Annotated in this window: 16 protein-coding genes and 1 pseudogene; 9 read left to right on the top strand and 8 right to left on the bottom strand. The window is 74.1% G+C overall.

What is annotated here, in order from left to right; genetic code table 11:
• Window positions 1-11: 11 nt before the first annotated feature.
• The 5 genes from ABT238_RS25555 to ABT238_RS25535 form a co-directional block, all read right to left on the bottom strand.
• Entirely contained in the window at window positions 12-1,742 is a 1,731-nt protein-coding gene (locus tag ABT238_RS25555) for an FAD-dependent monooxygenase (protein ID WP_350569101.1), read from the bottom strand.
• A 134-nt stretch (window positions 1,743-1,876) separates the two neighbouring features.
• On the bottom strand, window positions 1,877-2,728 hold the full coding sequence (locus tag ABT238_RS25550) for an amino acid ABC transporter permease (protein ID WP_350792626.1): 852 nt from the start codon (window positions 2,726-2,728) through the stop codon (window positions 1,877-1,879).
• The gene (locus ABT238_RS25545) at window positions 2,725-3,378 is read right to left on the bottom strand and encodes an amino acid ABC transporter permease (protein WP_350569098.1); all 654 of its coding nucleotides are present in this window, start codon (window positions 3,376-3,378) and stop codon (window positions 2,725-2,727) included. The genes ABT238_RS25550 and ABT238_RS25545 overlap by 4 nt, the downstream gene beginning before the upstream one ends.
• A gap of 47 nt (window positions 3,379-3,425) precedes the next feature.
• Window positions 3,426-4,334: a glutamate ABC transporter substrate-binding protein gene (locus tag ABT238_RS25540; RefSeq protein WP_350569096.1), complete on the bottom strand. Its 909-nt coding sequence runs from the start codon at window positions 4,332-4,334 to the stop codon at window positions 3,426-3,428.
• 147 nt (window positions 4,335-4,481) lie between these two features.
• Window positions 4,482-5,255: an amino acid ABC transporter ATP-binding protein gene (locus ABT238_RS25535; RefSeq protein ID WP_350569095.1), complete on the bottom strand. Its 774-nt coding sequence runs from the start codon at window positions 5,253-5,255 to the stop codon at window positions 4,482-4,484.
• Between the two features lie 438 nt (window positions 5,256-5,693).
• On the opposite strand from ABT238_RS25535, the gene ABT238_RS25530 reads away from it, so the two are divergent.
• Both ABT238_RS25530 and ABT238_RS25525 read left to right on the top strand, forming a co-directional pair.
• Window positions 5,694-6,449: a response regulator transcription factor gene (locus ABT238_RS25530; RefSeq protein ID WP_350569093.1), complete on the top strand. Its 756-nt coding sequence runs from the start codon at window positions 5,694-5,696 to the stop codon at window positions 6,447-6,449.
• Between the two features lie 6 nt (window positions 6,450-6,455).
• The gene (locus ABT238_RS25525) at window positions 6,456-7,895 is read left to right on the top strand and encodes a sensor histidine kinase (protein WP_350569092.1); all 1,440 of its coding nucleotides are present in this window, start codon (window positions 6,456-6,458) and stop codon (window positions 7,893-7,895) included.
• Between the two features lie 36 nt (window positions 7,896-7,931).
• On the opposite strand, the gene ABT238_RS25520 is transcribed toward ABT238_RS25525, so the two are convergent.
• Entirely contained in the window at window positions 7,932-8,939 is a 1,008-nt protein-coding gene (locus ABT238_RS25520; RefSeq protein WP_350569090.1) for a TAXI family TRAP transporter solute-binding subunit, read from the bottom strand.
• 73 nt (window positions 8,940-9,012) lie between these two features.
• Between ABT238_RS25520 and miaB the strand changes: the two genes are divergently transcribed.
• Both miaB and ABT238_RS25510 read left to right on the top strand, forming a co-directional pair.
• Window positions 9,013-10,515, top strand: a complete 1,503-nt coding sequence (gene miaB / locus ABT238_RS25515; RefSeq protein ID WP_350569089.1) for a tRNA (N6-isopentenyl adenosine(37)-C2)-methylthiotransferase MiaB — start codon at window positions 9,013-9,015, stop codon at window positions 10,513-10,515.
• A gap of 82 nt (window positions 10,516-10,597) precedes the next feature.
• Entirely contained in the window at window positions 10,598-11,296 is a 699-nt protein-coding gene (locus ABT238_RS25510) for a class III extradiol dioxygenase subunit B-like domain-containing protein (RefSeq protein WP_350569087.1), read from the top strand.
• Between the two features lie 39 nt (window positions 11,297-11,335).
• Here the strand turns inward: ABT238_RS25510 and ABT238_RS25505 are convergent, their stop codons facing one another.
• Window positions 11,336-11,629, bottom strand: a complete 294-nt coding sequence (locus tag ABT238_RS25505; RefSeq protein ID WP_350792506.1) for an antitoxin — start codon at window positions 11,627-11,629, stop codon at window positions 11,336-11,338.
• A gap of 147 nt (window positions 11,630-11,776) precedes the next feature.
• On the opposite strand from ABT238_RS25505, the pseudogene miaA reads away from it, so the two are divergent.
• The 5 genes and pseudogenes from miaA to hflX form a co-directional block, all read left to right on the top strand.
• A pseudogene (gene miaA / locus ABT238_RS25500) lies at window positions 11,777-12,712 on the top strand (tRNA (adenosine(37)-N6)-dimethylallyltransferase MiaA); the annotation flags it as partial.
• A gap of 251 nt (window positions 12,713-12,963) precedes the next feature.
• Window positions 12,964-13,515, top strand: a complete 552-nt coding sequence (locus tag ABT238_RS25495; protein WP_350792494.1) for a hypothetical protein — start codon at window positions 12,964-12,966, stop codon at window positions 13,513-13,515.
• Window positions 13,516-13,607: 92 nt separating this feature from the next.
• The gene (dapF, locus tag ABT238_RS25490) at window positions 13,608-14,519 is read left to right on the top strand and encodes a diaminopimelate epimerase (protein ID WP_350792482.1); all 912 of its coding nucleotides are present in this window, start codon (window positions 13,608-13,610) and stop codon (window positions 14,517-14,519) included.
• Between the two features lie 204 nt (window positions 14,520-14,723).
• The gene (locus tag ABT238_RS25485; protein WP_350792465.1) at window positions 14,724-17,015 is read left to right on the top strand and encodes a RelA/SpoT family protein; all 2,292 of its coding nucleotides are present in this window, start codon (window positions 14,724-14,726) and stop codon (window positions 17,013-17,015) included.
• Between the two features lie 151 nt (window positions 17,016-17,166).
• Entirely contained in the window at window positions 17,167-18,675 is a 1,509-nt protein-coding gene (gene hflX, locus ABT238_RS25480) for a GTPase HflX (RefSeq protein WP_350569080.1), read from the top strand.
• 72 nt (window positions 18,676-18,747) lie between these two features.
• Here hflX and ABT238_RS25475 read toward each other — a convergent pair whose 3' ends face one another.
• Window positions 18,748-19,938 (bottom strand): trypsin-like serine peptidase, encoded by a 1,191-nt coding sequence (locus tag ABT238_RS25475; RefSeq protein ID WP_350569078.1) that lies wholly within the window; start codon window positions 19,936-19,938, stop codon window positions 18,748-18,750.
• Window positions 19,939-20,166 lie beyond the last annotated feature (228 nt).

The raw sequence follows: 20,166 nt of genomic DNA, 5'->3' as shown, positions 1-20,166 counted from the left end.
TCAGGATCCCCTCAGCGCCCGGCGCCGTCGCCGCCCTGGGCGCCGGCCGACTGGGCGGCCGGCGGCTCCGGTTCGGGCCCGCCGGTGAGCGAGGCCGGGCCGCCCCGGGCCCGGTCGGCCAGCGCCTGGAGGTCCTCGCCGTCCGCGCCCTGGGTGACCCCGACCAGATGGCCGTCGGGCCGGATCAGCAGCACGGTGTGCGGGCCGGCACCCGGGTAGGCCTCGGTGACCAGGACCTCGGCCGGCACCGGCAGCGCGGCGGCGACCTCGGCCAGCCGGGGCATCAGCCCGGCGCCCAGCCAGCGCTCGGCGGACCAGACGGCGGTGCCGGGGGCGACCAGCAGCAGCAGGAACCCGGCGCCGAGCCGGGTGTGCAACTGGTCCGGGGTGCCGTCGGTGGTCAGCACCGGCAGGTCCGGGACGAGCACGCCGGGCGCGGTGGCGGGCAGCAGTTCGCTGAGCGAGGTGGCGCCGCGCGCGCCGCGCTGGACCGGGACCCGCCCGGGCACGCCGGAGGGGGCGGCCGGGTAGGCGGGGGCACCGCCGAACCGCCCGGTGCCGAGGTGCCCGTCGACGAGCAGCGGGGCGTGCTTGCGGAACGAGCCGGTGAACAGCGAGCGCCGGGTCTGCGCCCAGCCGCGCAGCGGGCGCAGCAGCGGCATGGCCTGGTCGACGGCGCGCAGGCGGGCGCCGACCGCGCCGCGCCGCTCGGCCTCGTAGCCGTCGAGCAGGGAGCCGCCGGGCTGCGGGCCACCGGAGTGGAGGTGCCAGGCGAGGGCGAGTCGCCAGGCGAGGTTGTCGGCGTCGCGCAGGCCGTCGGTGAGGTTCTGCATGCCGAGCGCGCCGTGCAGGTGGGCGGCGTCGCCGGCCAGGAAGCAGCGGCCGACCCGGAACCGGGCCGCCAGCCGCTGCTGGGCCGTGTGGTCGGCGGCGGCGAGCAGGTCGAACGTCGGGAGTTCGCCGCACCAGCCGGTGAGGGTGGCGGTGACCCGGGTGAGCAGGGTGTCGCCGGTGACGATGCCGGGCCAGGTGGCGTGCGGGTCGACCGGCTCGGTGACCGCGGGCCGGCCGGGCGGCAGCCGCCAGTCGAGCCGCCAGACGCCGTGCGGCAGCGGGCGGGCGGTGGCCTCGCGGTCGCCGCGCCACGGCGGCTCGCGGTGCAGCCGGGGCTCGGTGAACGGCAGGTCGACCCGGACGGTGGCGACGGCGCTGCGGTCGACGGCGGGCCGGCCGGGGAAGCGGATCTTCAGCATCTTGCGGACGGCCGAGCGGGCGCCGTCGCAGCCGACCAGGTGGCTGCCGCGCCACCAGGTCTCGGTGCCGTCCTTCGGGTTGCGGGTGAGCACGCTGACGCCGTCGCGGTCCTGTTCGAGCCGGGTGACCCGGCTGAGCGGGACCAGCCTGACCAGCGGGGTGCCGGTGAGGGCGTCCTGCAGTCCGCGCTGGAGGCGGTGCTGGGGCAGGTGCAGCACGGGGGTGTCGGCGAGGTCGATCCGGAGCACCTCCTGGCGGCGGCGCCAGACGGTGAAGGCGTCCCAGCGGGCGGCGTCGGCGACGGCCCGGGGGTAGCCGATCCTGCTGAGGAAGGCCGCGGTGTCGGCGCCGAGGACGACGCTGCGCGGGCTCTCCGGGCAGAGCCCGGAGCCCTCGTCGAGCACGACGGTCGGCACTTCGTGCCGGGCGAGCGCGAGGGCCAGGGCCAGGCCGACCGGCCCGGCCCCGACCACGATCACCGGGTCCATGCCGGACCCTTCGGATACGGACGGGTGCCGCGGACGCCGGAGCACGGGTCGGTCGCCGGCCTGCCGTCATATGCCGCGTGGATGCTCCCGGAAGGTGTCACGAAGAGCAATGCAACAGTTCGCCTGCGTGTCCGTCAAGCAGCAGGTGAAGTGCGCCGGTTCGCGCCGCTTCGCCCGCGTGCCTCGATCCACCGTGCGAGCGCGGTGAGCAGGAGGCACATCGCGATGTAGATGGGCCCGATCACCAGGACGACCGGGATGTACGGGAAGCCCGCGGCGTTCAGCGGCTGGGTCGCGATGGCCTTGCCGACGAAGAGCAGTTCGTTGTAGGTGATGACGAAGCCGAGCGAGGTGTCCTTGAGCGTCACGACCAGCTGGCCGAGCATCGAGGGCAGCATCGAGCGGACCGCCTGCGGGACCAGGATGGTCGTCATCACCTGGGTCTTGCGCATCCCGAGCGCGTACGCGGCCTCGCCCTGGCCCCGGGGGACGGCGTTGACGCCGCTGCGGATGATCTCCGCCTGGACCGAGCCGTTGTACAGGGTGAGCCCGAGCACCAGCGCCCACATCGGCTCCTTGGCGAAGAACCCGTAGTAGAGCGCGACGATCAGGATCAGCAGCGGCATCGCCCGGAAGAACTGGACGAAGGAGACGCACGCCCAGCGCACCGGCCGGTGGTCGGAGAACTGCCCGGCGGCCAGCAGCGCGCCCAGCACCAGCGAGAACACCGCCGCCAGCCCGAAGGCCTGCAGGGTGGCGACCAGCCCGTCGACGATCCGCTGCTGGATGGTCGTGTACTGGAACGCGTCCCAGAGCTGGGGGTCGAACTGGCCGTTGTCGTTCAGCGCGCTGAAGGCGTACCAGAACAGTCCGGCGATGCCGAGCAGTGAGAGCACCCCGAAGACCCGGTAGCGGGCGAGGGCCTTGGGGCCGGGGGCGTCGTAGAGGACGCCGGCCGTCGTGGAACGGGTGAGGAGCTTGCTCATCGGGCCACCGCCAGTCGGGACTCCAGGAAGCGGAACAACAGGGCGACAGTGGCGCTGATCAGCAGGTAGGCGCAGGCCACCCAGAAGAAGATCGCGAAGATCGAGTAGCCGTCCCCGTCGGAGAAGCCCTGCTGGACGCTGTACAGCTCGCCGACGCTGAACGCGCCGGCGATCGCGGAGTTCCTCGGGAGTGCGATGAAGACGCTGCTCATCGGCGCCAGCACGGCTCGGGCCGCCTGGGGCAGGACGACCTGGGTGAGGGTCTGACCGAAGGTCAGGCCGAGGCTGCGGGCGGCCTCGGCCTGACCGAGCGGCACCGTGTTGATGCCGGAGCGCAGCACCTCGCAGACGAACGCGGCGGTGTAGCCGCCGAGCGCCAGGACCGCGAAGGTGAGGTGGTCGAAGTGCACGCCGAGCGGCGGGAGGCCGAAGGTCACGGCGAAGAACAGCACGGTCAGCGGGGTGTTGCGGAAGACCGTCACCCAGGCGGTGCCGAAGGCCCGCAGGGCCGGGATCGGGGAGACCCGGAAGGCCGCCAGCAGGGTGCCCAGCAGCAGGGCGAGCAGCGCGCTGAGCGCGCTGAGCACGATCGTCTGCAGGAAGCCGTCGCGGAACAGCGCGAAGTTGCCGTCCTCGAACAGGAAGCCCATCCGGCGGCCCTCCTCTCAGGGGTTCGTCGACTCGGGGGAGTGGGGGATCAGTAGCGGTCGAGGGCCGGCGGCTGCGGCGCGGTGGAACCGGAGAGGCCGAGGGTGGCGTCGTAGGCCTTCTTCCAGTCGCCGTTGTCCTGGTGGGCCTTGATCGCGTCGCTGATCGCGTCGCGCAGCGCCTTGTCGTCCTTGTTCAGGCCGACGCCGTAGTTCTCCTTGGTGAAGGGCTGGCCGACCACCTTGAGCTTGGGCGCGTACTTGGAGGCGTAGCCCTTGAGGATGGCGTCGTCGGTGGTGACCGCGTCGACCTCGCCCGACATCAGCTTCTCGACGCAGGCCGAGTAGGTGTCGAACTGGGTGATCTTCGGCGAGTACTTCTCGATGTTCTTGATCGAGGTCGAGCCGGTGGCGGTGCAGACGTTCTTGCCGTTCAGCGAGTCCGGGCCGGTGATCGTGGTGTTGTCGGCCTTGACCAGCAGGTCCTGGCCGGCGATGTAGTACGGGCCGGCGAAGGAGACGGTCTTCTTGCGCTCGTCGTTGATGCTGTAGGTGCCGACGTAGAAGTCGATCTGGCCCTTGGAGATGGCCGGCTCGCGCTGCGAGGAGACCAGGGTCTGCCACTTGATCTGCTGCGGGGTGAAGCCGAGATCGGCGGCGACCATCTTGGCGATCTCGATGTCGAAGCCGCTGCGGTCGCCGGTGGCGAGGTCCTCGAAGCCGAGGAAGGGCTGGTCGGCCTTGGCGCCGATGATCAGCTGGCCGCGCTGCTTGGCGGCGGCCAGGATCGCCGAGTCCACCTTGACGTCGGACTTCACGGTGTAGGTGGGCAGCGCGGGCGCGCTGCTGCCGCCGGCCCCGGTGGCGGCGGCGCCGGGGGTGCCGTCCTTGCCGCAGGCGGCGGTGGCGGTGAGCGCGATGGCACAGAGCGCGACGGCGAAGGTGCGACGGGTCCTCATGGGGGTCTCCTCGGGCTGGGCCACGGGTCAACCGGGCTCTGGCGAAGGCAGGTCGGAACGATCGGGCAGGCAGGCAGGCAGGCAGGTGGGCGGGCAGGCGGACGCGGCGGCGCCCTTGCCGCCGTCGGCCGGGACCGGCCCGGGGGATCAGTGGTGCAGGATCTTGGAGAGGAAGTCCTTGGCGCGGTCGGAGCGCGGCGCGGTGAAGAAGGCGTCCGGGGTGTTCTGCTCGACGATCCGGCCGTCGGCCATGAACAGCACCCGGTTGGCGGCGGAGCGGGCGAAGCCCATCTCGTGGGTGACCACCACCATCGTCATGCCGTCGGCGGCCAACTGGCGCATGACCTCCAGCACTTCGTTGATCATCTCGGGGTCGAGCGCCGAGGTGGGCTCGTCGAAGAGCATCACCTTCGGGTTCATCGCCAGCGCCCGGGCGATCGCCACGCGCTGCTGCTGGCCGCCGGACAGCTGGGCCGGGTACTTCGCGGCCTGGGCGCCGACGCCGACCCGGTCCAGCAGTTCCCGGGCGGTCTCCACGGCCTTGTCCCTGGCGATGCCGCGGACCTTCACCTGGCCGAGGACGACGTTCTCCAGCACGGTCTTGTGCGCGAACAGGTTGAAGCTCTGGAACACCATGCCGACCTCGGCCCGCAGCCGGGCCAGCTCCCGGCCCTCGGCGGGCAGCGGGCGGCCGTCGATGGTGATCGTTCCGGAGTCGACGGTCTCCAGCCGGTTGATCGTCCGGCACAGCGTGGACTTGCCCGAGCCGGAGGGGCCGATCAGCACGACCACCTCGCCCTGGTGGATCTCCAGGTCGATGTCCTGCAGCACGTGCAGCGCACCGAAGTGCTTGTTCACGTTGTGCAGGACCACCAGCGGGGCGGCGTCGGCACGGGACTCCTTGTCGAGGCTCGTGGTCATCGTGCCGGCTCCCTCGGGTCGGCCCGCGGGAGTGAACTCCCTTGGGCGGCAGTGGTGGTAGGAATCCGGGGGCCGCGACCGGCGGAGTCGCGGCCCTCGGTGGGGTGACCATAGGAGTCCTGACGACGCCACGTCAGCCGATCTGAGCGGAACTTGAGGATCACGATCCGGCCACACGATCGGCGGGTCCTGTTCACCGGCGGCCGGGGCGGGCACAGTGGCAGCGTCCGCGGCCGCGGCGGGCGTGATCGCGGAGCCCCCGCGGAGCCCCGGCGGGGCCGGCCGCCCCGGTCCCCGCCCCCGGCCGAGCCTGGCGTCCGGGCCGTCCCTGGCCCATACTGCGCAGAACCGGGACATGCCCGGCAGGGGGAGCCGTCGGCACCGCGCGACGGCCGCGGGACAGACCCCCGGAGAACCGTCCGGGAGAGGAGGAGAAACATGCGACTGCTGCTCGTCGAGGACGACGAACGCGTGGCCGCCGCGCTGGTCGCGGTCCTGGGCCGGCACGGATTCCAGGTCCGGCACGCCCGCAGCGGCCACGAGGCGCTGGACGCCCTGGTGCCGGACGGCAACGAGCCCTACCGGGTCGTCCTGCTCGACCTCGGCCTGCCCGACCGGGACGGCTTCGAGGTCTGCAGCCGGATCCGCGCCGGCAGCGGCGTGCCGGTGATCATGGTGACCGCGCGCGCCGACATACGCTCCCGGATCCACGGCCTCAACCTCGGCGCCGACGACTACGTGACCAAGCCCTACGACATGGGTGAACTGCTCGCCCGGATCCACGCCGTGGCCCGCCGCGGCGCCGCGCCGGCCGCCGTCGCGGTGCCCGCCCCGGACGCCGTCCCGCAGCAGCGCGGCCCGCTGGAGTCCCGCGGCATCGTGATCGACCGCGAACGCCGCCGGGTCAGCGTCGACGGCCGGGACGTCCCGCTCACCCGCAAGGAGTTCGACCTGCTGGCGCTGCTCGCCCAGAGCCCCGGCGTGGTCTACCGCCGCGAGCAGATCTTCAGCGAGGTCTGGCGCAGCGGCTGGGAGGGCAACGGCCGCACCCTGGAGGTGCACATCGGCTCGCTGCGCACCAAGCTCGCCCTGCCCGGCCTGGTCGAGGCCGTCCGGGGCGTCGGCTACCGGCTGATACCCGAGTGCCCGGCCGCGGCCGGTGACACCCCGCCCCCGGCCCGCGCGGAGCGCTGACCGCACGTGCGCACCCGCCTGCTCGGCATCCTGCTCGCGCTGATGCTCTGCGTGCTCGCCGCGCTCGGCATGCCGCTCGCGGCGGCGTTCGCGGCCGCCGAGCAGAGCCGGGTGGTCGTCGACCGGCTCGACGACGCCGCCCGGTTCGCCCAGGACCTGCCGACCTCCGGGCTCTCCGGTCTGGAGTCGGCGCTCAAGGGGGACCCGCAGCCCGCCCCCGGCGACGTCAGCCGCCGGCACGCGCTGGACGCCGAGGTGGCGCGCTACCACGAGCTCTACGGGGTGCGGATCGGCATCTTCCAGCGCGACGGCATGCCGATCGCGGTGGCCCCGGCCGGCTGGGGGGTGCCCTCGGAGGGCTGGGGCGACCAGGCCTTCCAGGAGGCGCTGGACGGCCGGCGCAGCCACAATCCGCCGCAGGTGTGGCCGTGGACCCCGGACCGCACGCTCACCGTCGCCACCCCGGTGGTCCGCGACGGCGACGTGGTCGCCGTGGTGCTCAGCGAGTCCCCGACCGCCGCGCTGCGCGCCCGGGTGGTGCGCAAGTGGCTGGTGATCGGCGCCGGCGAGGCCGCCGCGATGATCGTCGCGGTGCTGCTCGCCGCCCGGCTCACCGAATGGGTGCTGCGTCCGGTCCGCACCCTGGACCGGGCCACCCACGACATCGCCACCGGCCGGATGAACGCCCGGGTGGCGTCCGGCGGCGGCCCGCCCGAGCTGCAGCGGCTGGCCCGCTCGTTCAACGAGATGGCCGACCACGTGGTGCTCGCCCTGGACCAGCAGAAGGCCTTCGTCGCCGACGCCTCGCACCAGCTGCGCAACCCGCTGGCGGCGCTGCTGCTGCGGGTCGAGGTGCTCGGTCTGGAGCTGCCCGAGGGGCACGAGGAGGAGCTCGGCGGGGTCCGCGAGGAGGGCGTCCGGCTGGCCCGGGTGCTCGACGACCTGCTCGGGCTGGCCACCGCCGAGCACGCCCGCCCCGAACCCGAGCCCACCGACCTGGCCGTGCTCACCCTGGAGCGGGTGGACGCCTGGCGGCCGCTGGCCGGTCAGCGCGGGATCGAGCTGGCCTGGGAGGGCCCGGCGCTGGCGCTCGGCCTGGCCGACCCGATCGGCTTCGGCAGCGCGCTGGACGCGGTGCTCGACAACGCGCTCAAGTTCGGCCCCGGGGGGAGCCGGGTGCGGGTGCTGGTCGCGGTGCGGCGCGAGGAGGTCGCGGTGACCGTCTCGGACCAGGGCCCCGGCCTCACCGAGGAGGAGCTGGCCCGGGTCGGCGACCGCTTCTGGCGCAGCACCCGGCACCAGAACGTGGACGGGTCGGGCCTGGGCCTGTCGATCGCCCGCACCCTGCTCCAGGCGGCCGGCGGCTCGCTCACCTTCGGGACGGCGACCCCGTCGGGCCTCGCCGTCACCCTCGCGGTGCCCCGGGCCGGGCGCAAGAAGGCCTAGCGGGAAGGACCGGCGGGAAGGCCCGGCGGGAAGGCCTCAGGGCTTCACCGAGCGGTAGTAGCGGGCGGCGCCCTCGTGCAGGGGGAGGGGGTCGGTGTAGACGGCGGTGCGCAGGTCGACCAGTTGGGCGGCGTGCACCTGGGCGCCGATCTGGTCGCGGCTGTCGATCACCGCCCGGGTCATGCCCTGGACCAGGTCGGCGTTCACGTCGGCCCGGGTGATCAGCAGGTTGGGCACGGCGACGGTGGCGACCTCGTCCTGGGGCTCGGCGTTGGGGTAGGTGCCCTTCGGCATGGTGGCCGCCCGGTAGGCGTCCGTGCCGCCGCCCTCGACCAGGTGGATGGTCTCGGCGAGGTCGCCCAGTGGCACGATCCGGATCCGGACGTGCTCGGACAGCGTGGTGAGCGCGCTGGTCGGCAGGCCGCCGGACCAGAAGAACGCGTCCAGCCCGCCCGCCCGCAGCTCGTTCGCGGCGTCGGTGATGCCCAGGAAGGCCGGGGCGATGTCGCGGTCGGGGTCCAGCCCGGCCGCCGCCAGCAGCCTGCGGGTCACCAGGTTCACGCCGGAGAGCGACTGGCCGACGCCGACCCGCAGGCCCTTGAGGTCGGCGGCGCGGCGCACCGGGGAGTCGGCCGGCACGACCAGCTGCAGGTAGTCGTCGTAGAGCCGGGCGATGGCCCGCAGCTTCTCCCGGCCGGGGCCGGTGTACTGGGCCACGGCGTCGGCGGTGGCGATCGCGAAGTCGTCCCGGCCCGAGGTGACCCGGGCCAGGTTGTCGATCGAGCCCTCGGAGTTGTCCAGCTCCAGCCGCACCCCCGGCATGGCCTTGGCGAGGTGGGCGTCCAGCAGTTGCCCGTACCGGTCGTACACCCCCTGCTTCACGCCGGTGGCCAGCCTGGTCTCGCCGCGCGGGTAGCCGGTCGAGCCGCTCTCCGACAGCCACCAGCCGCCCAGGCCCGCGAGCACCAGGACGAGGACCAGCACGATCCGCCACAGCGGCCGGCGGGCCGCGGCGCGTAGGCGGGAGGGAGTGCTGGGGGCCATGCAGGGATAGTGCCAGGCGGGGGAGAAGAACGGGAGGGGGAAACCTCTTCACCGGTGCCCGTACCCTGGTCGGGTGAGCGGTGACAGCGGATCGAAGAGCTACAAGGTCGTCACGTACGGCTGCCAGATGAACGTCCACGACTCCGAGCGGCTCTCCGGGCTGCTGGAGGACGCGGGGTACGTCAAGGCGGGGCAGGACGGCGACCCCGACCTGGTGGTGTTCAACACCTGCGCGGTGCGGGAGAACGCCGACAACAAGCTGTACGGCAACCTCGGGCAGCTGGCGCCGGTCAAGAGCCGCCACCACGGCATGCAGATCGCCGTCGGCGGCTGCCTGGCGCAGAAGGACCGCGACACCATCGTCCGCAAGGCCCCCTGGGTCGACGTGGTCTTCGGCACCCACAACATCGGCCACCTGCCGGCCCTGCTGGAGCGGGCCGCGGTCGAGCGCAAGGCCCAGGTCGAGATCCTGGAGTCGCTGGAGACCTTCCCCTCCACGCTGCCCACCCGCCGCGAGTCCGCCTACGCCGCGTGGGTCGCGATCTCGGTCGGCTGCAACAACACCTGCACCTTCTGCATCGTCCCCGCGCTGCGCGGCAAGGAGGAGGACCGCCGCCCCGGCGACGTCCTCGCCGAGATCGGGGCGCTGGTCGACGAGGGCGTCATCGAGGTCACCCTGCTCGGCCAGAACGTCAACGCCTACGGTTCCGACCTGGGCGACCGCGAGGCCTTCTCCAAGCTGCTGCGCGCCGCCGGGCAGATCGAGGGCCTGGAGCGGATCCGCTTCACCTCGCCGCACCCGCGCGACTTCACCGACGACGTGATCGCCGCGATGGCCGAGACCCCGAGCGTGATGCACCAGCTGCACATGCCGCTGCAGTCCGGCTCCGACCGCGTCCTCAAGGCGATGCGCCGCTCCTACCGGCAGGAGCGTTTCCTCGGCATCATCCGCAAGGTGCGCGAGGCGATGCCGGACGCGGCCATCTCCACCGACATCATCGTCGGCTTCCCCGGCGAGACCGAGGAGGACTTCGAGGAGACCATGAAGGTCGTCCGCGAGGCCCGCTTCACCAACGCCTTCACCTTCCAGTACTCCAAGCGCCCGGGCACCCCGGCCGCCGAGATGGACGACCAGATCCCGAAGGCGGTCGTCCAGGCCCGCTACGACCGGCTGATCGCCCTCCAGGAGGAGATCTCCTGGGAGGAGAACAAGAAGCAGGTCGGCCGCACCCTGGAGATCCTGGTCGCCGAGGGCGAGGGCAAGAAGGACGACCGCACCGACCGGCTCTCCGGCCGGGCGCCGGACAACCGGCTCGTTCACTTCACCCGGCCCGCCGAGCCGGTCCGCCCGGGTGACACGGTCACCGTGGAGATCACCTACGCCGCGCCGCACCACCTGCTGGCCGAGGGCCCGGCGCTCGCCGTGCGCCGCACCCGGGCGGGCGACGCCTGGGAGAAGCGCCAGGCCAAGCCCGCCGCCAAGCCGGCCGGCGTGATGCTCGGCCTGCCGTCGATCGGCGCCCCGACGGCGCTGCTGCCGGCCGCCCCGGCCGGCGGCGCCTGCTGCGGGGACTGACCGCGCCGGAGCACGCGGGACGGCCCGGTGGGACCCCTCGGTCCCGCCGGGCCGTCCCGCGTTCTTGGCTAGAGTGATCCACATGCTGGTTGCCGCCGCCGTCTGTCCCTGTCCGCCGCTGCTCGTCCCGGAGGTCGCCGCCGGGGCGGCGCCGGAGCTGGAGCCGCTGCGCGCGGCCTGCGACGAGGCGCTCGCGGTGGTGCTGGCGGCCGCTCCGGAGCTGCTCGTGGTCGTCGGCACCGGGCCGCAGGCCGAGGTGTGGACCGAGGGCGGGGCCGGGTCGTTCCACCGGTACGGCGTGCCGCTGGTGGCCGCGCTGCCCGGCGGCCGGGCCGAGGGGCCGGAACTGGCGCCCGCGCTGACCGTCGGCGCCTGGCTGCTCGGCCGGGCCGGGGTGACGCTGCCGACGCACGCCTGCGCGGTGCCCGCCGACGCGCCCGCCGACCGGATGCTCGGGCTGGGCCGGGGGCTGGCCGGGCTGGCCGACCGGGTCGGGCTGCTGGTGATGGGCGACGGCAGCGCCTGCCGGTCGCTGAAGGCGCCCGGCTACCTGGACGAGCGGGCCGAGGGCTTCGACGCCGGGCTGGCGCGGGCGCTGGGCTCGGCGGACACCACCGCGCTGGCCGCGCTGGACCCGGGGCTGGCCGCCGAGCTGAAGGCCGAGGGCCGGGCGCCCTGGCAGGTGCTGGCCGGCGCCGCCGAGGGCGCCGGCCTCACCGCGCGGCTGGGCTACCAGGACGCCCCGTACGGCGTGGGGTACCTGGTCGCCTCCTGGAGCTGAGCCTCCCGGAGCCGGGCCGCGGGGCCCCGGCGGGGCCGGTCAGGCGGTCGGACCCGGGGAGCCGTCCGTCGGAGTGCCGGGAGCGCCAGGAGCGCCGGGAGTGCCGGGAGTGCCGGGAGCGCCGGGCTTGTGGGCGAAGTCGTCGACGGCGTCCTTGGCCTTGCTGGTGCCGTGCTCGATCTTCTCGGTGTACTTGCCCTTGGTGGCCTTGTCGATCGCGCCGCCGGCCTTCTCCACCGCGCTCCCGATCTGATCGCTGTGCTTGCCGGCGAACTCGCTGGCCTTGTCCTTGAGCTCTCCGGCCTTGCCCTTGAGGTTGTCCATCAGACCCATGGCGCCTCACCCTTCCTCTCTGTCCCTCTCACAACGTCCGGCAGGACGGAACCGTTCGCAAGGGGACGGGCCGGTGGAAAGCGGGTGCAACCGGGGCGCGGCGGGCCGGGCCGACGGCGGGCCGGCGTTCCCTGGCAGACTTGACCGGTGAGCAGCTCCACCACCGCCCAGTCCGCCCGCCCCCGCGTCGTCTCGGTCGTCGGCGCGACCGCCGCCGGCAAGTCCGACCTGGCCGTCGCCCTGGCCCGCGCCCTCGGCGGCGAGGTGATCAACACCGACTCGATGCAGCTCTACCGCGGCATGGACATCGGTACGGCCAAGCTCACCGAGGAGGAGCGCGGCGGCATCCCGCACCACCTGCTGGACGTCTGGGACGTCACCGAGGCCGCCAGCGTGGCCGAGTACCAGCGGCTGGCGCGGGCCGAGATCGACCGCCTGCTCGCGGCCGGACGCACCCCCGTCCTGGTCGGCGGCTCCGGCCTGTACGTCCGGGCGGCGATCGACGAGATGGACTTCCCGGGCACCGACCCCGCGGTCCGCGCCCGGCTGGAGGAGGAGCTGGAGCTGGCCGGCCCGTTCGCGCTGCACCGGCGGCTGGCCGAGCTGGACCCGCCCGCCGCGGAGGCGATCCTGACCAGCAACGGCCGGCGGATCGTCCGGGCGCTGGAGGTCATCGAGATCACCGGGCAGCCGTTCACCGCCAACCTGCCGAGCAACACCGCCGTGTACGAGGCGGTCCAGATCGGCGTCGCGGTGCCGCGTCCCGAACTGGACGAGCGGATCACCCTGCGGGTGGACCGGATGTGGCGGGCCGGGCTGCTGGACGAGGTGCGGGAGCTGGAGGGGGCCGGGCTGCGCGAGGGGCGGACGGCCTCCCGGGCGCTCGGCTACCAGCAGGTGCTGGACCACTTCGCCGGCCTGTGCACGGAGGACGAGGCGCGCGCCGAGACGGTCCGGGCCACCAAGCGCTTCGCCCGCCGCCAGGAGTCCTGGTTCCGCCGGGACGACCGGATCCACTGGCTCGCACGGCCGGCCGGCACCGACCCGGTCGAGCTGCTGGACCGCTCGCTGGAACTGATCGACCATCAGGAACTCGCCGTCCGACAGGCGCTTTCCGGCCATCCGGCGGTGCAGTTGCGCGCGCAGACGGGCGTGCAGGACGGCATGGCGGTCACGGCCGGATCACGTGATGGCCACGGATCACCCGCCGACCCCGGTCAGGCCCGGAACGCCACTCTGGACATGCCATCATCGATGCCGTAAGGGTCGGCCCGGCGGGCCGGCCGTGCCCGGCCGCGAGTCCGCGCTCGTGTCGAACTGTCAGGGGAGGCCGCGTGTCCACGGGTACCGGCCCCGAGACCGGCCGGAGCGCCAGGTCCGCGAACGGCGCGTCCGGCAACGGCGGTGGCCGTGCCACGGCGCAGGCCGGCGACCTCGACGCCTCGACGCTGCCCGACCTGCCGGTGCTGCCCGGCCTCGACGCGCCCACCTCGTACGCGGTCGCCCTGCCGGCCCTGGACACCCGCGCCCCCTCCGGCGCGGTGCACGAGCGGGAGATCCGCCCGCGCCGCCGGCTGCGCTGGTGGCAGACCCTGCCGATCGCCCTGGTGGCCACCGCCGGCTCGCTGATGTTCGCCTTCCCGCTGGCCTTCGGCTCGGCCGGGGCCGGTTCGGCGATGATCGGGATGCTCGGCCTGCTGCTCACCGCGGCCTCGCTCGGCTGGGGCGCGATGGCGGCCCGGCACGCGGGGTACAAGTGGCCCGGCCTGCCGCGCCGCGGCACCGGGGAGCGGGCCGGGTGGAAGGCGATCGTGATCTACACGCTGATCGTGCTGGCCGCCTGCGCGCTGGCCCTGTGGCGGGTCGTCCGGCTGTCGGGTCGCTGAGGCGCCTGCGGGCCCTCCGGCTGTCGGGTCGGCAGCGGCTCGGGGCGGAACCGGAGGGCGCGGGTCCGGGGCGTCTCGGTACCATCGGGAGGGTGACCGCATCCTCCGCGCAGCCCGTCGGCCTCCCCTTCCTCAAGGGGCACGGCACCCAGAACGACTTCGTCATCGTCCCCGATCCGGACGGCCGGCTGACCATCGGTCCCGAGGCCGTGGCCGCGCTGTGCGACCGCCGGTCGGGCATCGGCGGTGACGGGCTGCTGCGCGTGGTGCGCTCCGCCGCCGACCCGGTCGCGGCGGGCCAGGCCGACCGGGCCGAGTGGTTCATGGACTACCGCAACTCCGACGGCTCGATCGGCGAGATGTGCGGCAACGGCATCCGGGTCTTCGCCCGCTACCTGGTCGAGGCCGGGCTGGCGAAGCCGGGCGAGCTGCCGGTGGCCACCCGGGCCGGTCTGCGGACCGTACGGGTCGCCGAGGACGCCGAGGACGGCACGCCCGGCGAGATCACCGTGGACATGGGGCACGCGCTGCTGCCCGGTCCGGACGGGATCGAGGTGGCGGTCGGCGGGCGCAGCTGGCCGGCCCTGAACGTCAACATGGGCAATCCGCACGCGGTCGCGTTCGTCGAGAGCCTGGACCACGCCGGCGAGCTGCGGACCGCGCCGCCGGTGAGCCCCGAGGGCGTCTACCCGCAGGGCGTCAACGTCGAGTTCGTGGTGGACCGCGGGCCGCGGCACGTCGCGATGCGGGTGCACGAGCGCGGCTCCGGCGAGACCCGCTCCTGCGGCACCGGCGCGTGCGCGGTCGCGGTGGCCGCCGCCCGCCGGGACGGCGTGGACCCGGCGGTCACCGGCGAGGCCGTGACGTACGCGGTGGACGTGCTGGGCGGCCGGTTGACGATCACCGAGCACCCGGACGGCCGGGTGGAGAAGACCGGACCCGCGGTCATCGTCGCCCGCGGCGAGCTGGACCCCGCCTGGTCGGCGCTGGTCCTGGGGATCTGACCCGCCGTCGGCCGCCCGGGCCCGCCCGCTGGTGCGGGCCGGGGGCCGGCCGACTCGCGTTTGCCCAATTCGTCCTCGATCGAATCCCCCCGTTCGGGTGATACCCCTGACGGACGGGAAGCGGGGCCCCACGGAACGTGCTCTGCTCGGTAGCATGGACCACCGGGTCGGCCCACGCCCCCGGTACCGCTGCCGGAGGTGCCGATGACCATCGAAGCCGGGCAGCCCCTGGCGGGGCAGCCGACGTCCGCACGGCAAGCCGGGCCCAGACGCCCGCTCGGAGAGCTGGGCCGGGCCGCGCTCGGCCGCGCCGGGCGCGCCGCGCTGCTGGCCACCGGCCGTCCGCCGGTGCCGGACGCGCTGGAACCGCTGGTCCAGGCCCACCGCCGGCACCATCCGCAGGCCGACCTCGGCCTGCTCGGCCGGGCCTACCGGCTGGCCGAGGCGAGCCACCGCGGCCAGAAGCGCAAGAGCGGCGAGCCGTACATCACCCATCCGCTGGCCGTCACCATGATCCTCGCCCAACTCGGCGCCGGGACCACGACCCTGGTCGCCTCGCTGCTCCACGACACGGTCGAGGACACCGAGTTGACGCTGGACCAGGTGGCCGAGGGCTTCGGGCCCGAAGTCGCCTACCTGGTCGACGGGGTGACGAAGCTGGAGAAGGTGGACTTCGGCGCGGCGGCGGAGGCCGAGACCTTCCGCAAGATGCTGGTCGCCACCGGGGACGACGTCCGGGTGATGGTCATCAAGCTCGCCGACCGGTTGCACAACATGCGCACCATCCGGCACATGAAGCCGGCCAGCCAGGTGCGGATCGCCAAGGTCACCCGGGACGTGCTGATCCCGCTGGCCGAGCGGCTGGGCATCCAGGTGCTCAAGGCGGAGCTGGAGGACATCGTCTTCGCCACCCTGCACCCCGAGGAGCACACCCGCACCCGCGCCCTGCTCGGCCGGCACGAGGCCGGTCCCGACACCCTGCTGGCGCCGTTCGCGCGTGACCTGGCCCGCCAGCTCGCCGAGGCCGGGATCGCCGCCGAGGTGACCGTCCGCCCCCGGCACTGCGTCTCGCTGCACCGGGTGCTGCTCAAGCGGGCCGCCGCCCCCGGGCCGGACGGCAGGCCGCAGGGTCCGCAGCCGGCCGACTTCGGGCGGCTGCTGGTGGTGGTCGAGGAGAACGCCGACTGCTACGCGGTGCTCGGCGAACTGCACACCTGCTGGACCCCGCTGCCGGGGGAGTTCAAGGACTTCGTGGCCGCGCCGAAGTTCAACCTGTACCAGTCGCTGCACACCGCGGTGGCGCTGGCCGGCGGCGCGGTGGTCGAGGTGCTGGTGCGCACCCGGCGGATGCACGAGGTCGCCGAGACCGGGGTGGTCGCGCTCGGTGACCCCCGGCAGCCCGGGGCCGGCGCCGGCGAGCAGGGCCGGGACGAACTGGACCGCACCGACCCGGCCCGGCCGGGCTGGCTCTCCCGGCTGCTGGAGTGGCAGCAGGAGACCCCGGACCCGGACGCCTTCTGGTCCGCGCTCACCGCCGACCTGGCCGGGGACCGCGAGATCACCGTGGTCACCGAGCGTGGCGAAACGCTTCAGCTCAGGGCCGGCGCCACCTGTGTGGACGCCGCCTACCTGCTCGGCGAGGAGACCGGCCACCGCTGCATCGGGGCCCGGGTGAACGGCCGGCTCGCGGCGCTCTCCACCGTGCTGCACGACGGCGACCGGGTGGCGATCCTCACCGAGGAGGCCGCCGGACCCGCGCCCGAGTGGCTGGCGCACGCCCGCACCCCCGGTGCCCGGCTGGCCATCGAGCGCTGGCTGGCCGACCACCCGCCGCGCCGCCCGGTGGTCCGCACCGGCCCGTCCGCCGGGCAGCCCGCGCCGCCCGACCGCCCGGTGGCCGCGGGCCGGCCCGCCGCGCCGGTCACCGTGGCGGGCCGCCCCGGGGCGCCCGTCCGGCTGGCCCGCTGCTGCACCCCGGTGCCGCCGGACGAGATCGCCGGCTACCCGATCCGCGGCGGCGCGGTCGCGGTGCACCGGGCCGGCTGTCCGGCGGGGGAGCGGATGCGGGCCGACGGGCGCGGCGCCCTGGAGGTCCACTGGCGTCCCGGCGGCGCCCCGGCGGCCGGCTACCGGGCCACCCTGCGGGCCGAGGCGCTGAACCGGCCCCGGCTGCTGGCCGACCTCACGGCCGCGATCTCGGGGGAGGGCGTCGGGATCGTCGCGGCCGAGGTGGAGCCGCCGCAGGAGCTGCGGGTGCGGCACACCTACACCGTGGAGCTGCCGGACCCGGCCGCGCTGGCCGCGGTGCTGCGGGCCATGCTGCGGGTCTCCGGGGTGTACGACGTGGAACGCCCGCACGCGCCGGCGGGCGGCGGCCCGGGCCGGGCCCCGGCCGCCCCGGCGAACGCCCCGGCGCCGCTGGAGGAAATGAGGATGACCGGCACGCGCCCGGCGTGCGACCATCATGGGGAATTCACGGCCGGACCGCGGCGTTGACCGGGCGGAGGAGTCTCAGCCCGTCCCGCGGCCCCGAGGGGTAGCTCACACCTCGCCCGAGTGCTAGACGGGGCGGCAGCTGGGCAGACTCCGGGCACGACCGTCCGTACGGTCGCGCACAGGCCACCCGTTCCAGCAGCCAAAGGACAGAATGACCTCCACGTTCGACACCCGCGACCACGCCGACGCCCCGCGCCGCCTCGGCGGTCTGCGAGCGGAAGCCCTCATGGACGAGGACCTCGCGGCCATCGACGAGGACCTCGGCCACCACTACGACGGCGACCAGTACGACCGCAGCGAGCGTGCCGCGCTCCGCCGTGTCGCCGGCCTCTCCACCGAACTCCAGGACGTCACCGAGGTCGAGTACCGCCAGCTCCGCCTGGAGCGCGTGGTGCTCGTCGGTGTGTGGACCGACGGCACCCTGGAGGAGGCGGAGAACTCGATGGCCGAGCTCGCCGCACTGGCCGAGACGGCCGGCTCCGAGGTGCTGGACGGCGTCATCCAGCGCCGCGACAAGCCCGACGCGGCCACCTACATCGGCTCCGGCAAGGCGCAGGAGCTGCGCGACATCGTCTCCTCCACCGGGGCGGACACCGTGGTCTGCGACGGTGAGCTCACCCCGGGCCAGCTGATCCACCTCGAGGACGTCGTCAAGGTCAAGGTCGTCGACCGGACGGCCCTGATCCTGGACATCTTCGCCCAGCACGCCAAGTCCCGCGAGGGCAAGGCGCAGGTCTCGCTCGCGCAGATGCAGTACATGCTGCCGCGACTGCGCGGCTGGGGTCAGTCGCTCTCCCGGCAGATGGGTGGTGGCGGCTCCGGCTCGTCCGGCGGCGGCATGGCCACCCGTGGTCCCGGTGAGACCAAGATCGAGACCGACCGGCGCCGCATCCGCGAGAAGATGGCGAAGCTCCGCAGGGAGATCGCCGACATGAAGAAGGGCCGCGACACCAAGCGCCGGGAGCGCAAGCGCCACCAGGTGCCGTCCGTGGCCATCGCCGGCTACACCAACGCCGGCAAGTCCTCCCTGCTCAACCGGCTCACCGGCGCGGGCGTGCTGGTGGAGAACGCGCTGTTCGCCACCCTCGACCCGACCGTGCGCCGGGCGCAGACCCCGAGCGGCCGGGTCTACACCCTGGCCGACACCGTCGGCTTCGTCCGGCACCTGCCGCACCACCTGGTCGAGGCGTTCCGCTCCACCATGGAGGAGGTCGCCGACGCGGACCTCATCCTGCACGTGGTGGACGGCTCGCACCCCGAGCCGGAGACCCAGCTGGCCGCCGTCCGCGAGGTCGTCGTCTCGGTCGACGCGCAGAACGTGCCGGAGATCGTGGTGATCAACAAGGCCGACGCGGCCGACCCGCACGTGCTGCAGCGCCTGCTGCGCCGGGAGCCGCACGCCATCGTGGTGTCGGCCCGCACCGGCGAGGGCATCGACGAGCTGCTCAAGCTCATCGACGAGGAGCTGCCGCGCCCGGCCGTCGAGGTGCACGCGCTGGTCCCGTACACCCAGGGCGCCCTGGTGTCCCGGGTGCACGCCGAGGGCGAGCTGCTCGCCACCGAGCACACCGGCGAGGGCACCCTGCTGCACGCCAAGGTGCCGGTCGAGCTGGCCGCCGAGCTGGAGCACTTCGCGGTGGCGCTGACGCCGCAGGGCTGAGCCGCGCCGCGCGGACGGGCCCCGGTTCCCTCCCGTGAGGGGGAACCGGGGCCCGCCCCGTGTCCGGCGCGGCTACTTCTTCTTCGCGATCCAGTCCAGCGCCTGCTTGGCGACCGTCTCCAGGTACGGCCCGCTCAGCGAGGTGTGCTCCTGGGTGCCGATCGAGGTGTTGGAGACCAGCGCCAGCCTGCCGTCCGGCATCGGCGCGAACCAGCCGCCGCCGCTGGAGCCCTGGGTCATGTTGCAGCCTATGGTCAGCATCGACGGGCGCTTCGGGTCGAAGGAGAGCCGGGTCGGCTTCCCGCCCTCGCACTTGTAGAGCTCCTGGCCGTCGAACGGCTTGTAGAGCGGGTAGCCGATCGCCGTCACGGCGAGCTTGTCGCGCGGCGCGTCGAACCAGACCGGGACGGCCCCGCCGACCGTCTCCTCCAACGACTTGCCGGTGTCGTTCTGGTTGTTCACCCGCATGATCGCGAAGTCGTACTGGTTCGCGGCGTCACCGGTGCCGCCGCCCTCGACCAGCCACTGCGGCGAGGTCACCACGTCCTTGGCCCACCAGGTGCCGAGCGGCGCCAGCTCGGACAGCGGGGCCTTCTTGCCGCCGCTGGAGGCGCCCGAGTTGTTGTAGGCCGGGACGAAGACCAGGTCCTTGAAGTAGCTGCCGCCCTTGCCCGGGTGGACGCAGTGGCCGGCCGTCCAGACCAGGTTGCTCTTCCCCGGGTGCGCCGGGTCCTGGATCACGGTGGCCGAGCAGTTGCCGCGGCCGCCCTCGGCCGAGAAGAAGACCTTCCCGGAGGGCTGCTTGGTGTACGGGCGCGGCACCGGCGCGGCCTTGACCACCGGCGGCTCGGGGTCGGTGACCCCGGCGTCCTCGGCGGGCTTGGCGGTGGGCGGTGCCGGGTCGGCCGGCTTGGAGTCGCCCATCTTGTCCGGGTTCCAGAAGTCCTTGACGATCGGGTTGTTGAAGACGTGCTTGGACGCCCAGTTGTCCCAGTCCTCGAACTTCCACTTCGTCAGGTCGTCCCAGCTCTTCGGCAGGCCCTCCAGCAGGCCGGTCGGAAGGCCCGAGGGCAGGGTGATGCCGCCGATCACGCCACTGCCGCCCCCCGCGGCGGTGGCGGACGCGGAGGCGGTGGCGCCGCCGGAGGGCGGCGGTGCTGCGGTGCCCCCGCCCGAAGGCCCGTCCGGGCCGCAGGCGGTGACGGCGAGCAGGGTCCCCGCGGCGAGGAGCGCCGCCGCGGCTGACCGGTGGATCGCTGGCATGGTGCTGTCCCCCTGGTAGTTCGGTGTGGGCGGCGGACCGCCGTCCTGGAGTCTGCCACTGGCCACCAGGACGGTCCCGGGCGGCCCCCGGGTTCCGCCCCGCCACGGGGGTCACCGATCCGTGACGCGGGGGCGGCCCGCTATACCCCGTGCGGCGGGCCCGGGAGTCCTCGCGAACCGTGAAACCGACGGTCTTCACCCGGACGAGTGAGCCCTCCTTGTGATCAC

It is taken from the genome of Kitasatospora sp. NPDC001527, from assembly GCF_040298605.1.
Lineage (GTDB): Bacteria > Actinomycetota > Actinomycetes > Streptomycetales > Streptomycetaceae > Kitasatospora.
The sequence above is the reverse complement of the archived record's forward strand: the minus strand, read 5'-3'. Positions and strand labels throughout refer to the sequence as shown.

Excerpts from the sequence above, each read along its gene's own strand:
- hflX (WP_350569080.1), top strand. The coding sequence starts at position 17,167 with ATGACCTCCACGTTCGACACCCGCGACCACGCCGACGCCCCGCGCCGC.
- ABT238_RS25520 (WP_350569090.1), bottom strand. The coding sequence starts at position 8,939 with ATGGCCCCCAGCACTCCCTCCCGCCTACGCGCCGCGGCCCGCCGGCCG.
- ABT238_RS25545 (WP_350569098.1), bottom strand. The coding sequence starts at position 3,378 with ATGGGCTTCCTGTTCGAGGACGGCAACTTCGCGCTGTTCCGCGACGGC.
- ABT238_RS25485 (WP_350792465.1), top strand. The coding sequence starts at position 14,724 with ATGACCATCGAAGCCGGGCAGCCCCTGGCGGGGCAGCCGACGTCCGCA.
- ABT238_RS25540 (WP_350569096.1), bottom strand. The coding sequence starts at position 4,334 with ATGAGGACCCGTCGCACCTTCGCCGTCGCGCTCTGTGCCATCGCGCTC.
- ABT238_RS25505 (WP_350792506.1), bottom strand. The coding sequence starts at position 11,629 with ATGGGTCTGATGGACAACCTCAAGGGCAAGGCCGGAGAGCTCAAGGAC.
- ABT238_RS25550 (WP_350792626.1), bottom strand. The coding sequence starts at position 2,728 with ATGAGCAAGCTCCTCACCCGTTCCACGACGGCCGGCGTCCTCTACGAC.
- ABT238_RS25475 (WP_350569078.1), bottom strand. The coding sequence starts at position 19,938 with ATGCCAGCGATCCACCGGTCAGCCGCGGCGGCGCTCCTCGCCGCGGGG.
- ABT238_RS25530 (WP_350569093.1), top strand. The coding sequence starts at position 5,694 with ATGCGACTGCTGCTCGTCGAGGACGACGAACGCGTGGCCGCCGCGCTG.
- ABT238_RS25555 (WP_350569101.1), bottom strand. The coding sequence starts at position 1,742 with ATGGACCCGGTGATCGTGGTCGGGGCCGGGCCGGTCGGCCTGGCCCTG.
- ABT238_RS25535 (WP_350569095.1), bottom strand. The coding sequence starts at position 5,255 with ATGACCACGAGCCTCGACAAGGAGTCCCGTGCCGACGCCGCCCCGCTG.
- ABT238_RS25510 (WP_350569087.1), top strand. The coding sequence starts at position 10,598 with ATGCTGGTTGCCGCCGCCGTCTGTCCCTGTCCGCCGCTGCTCGTCCCG.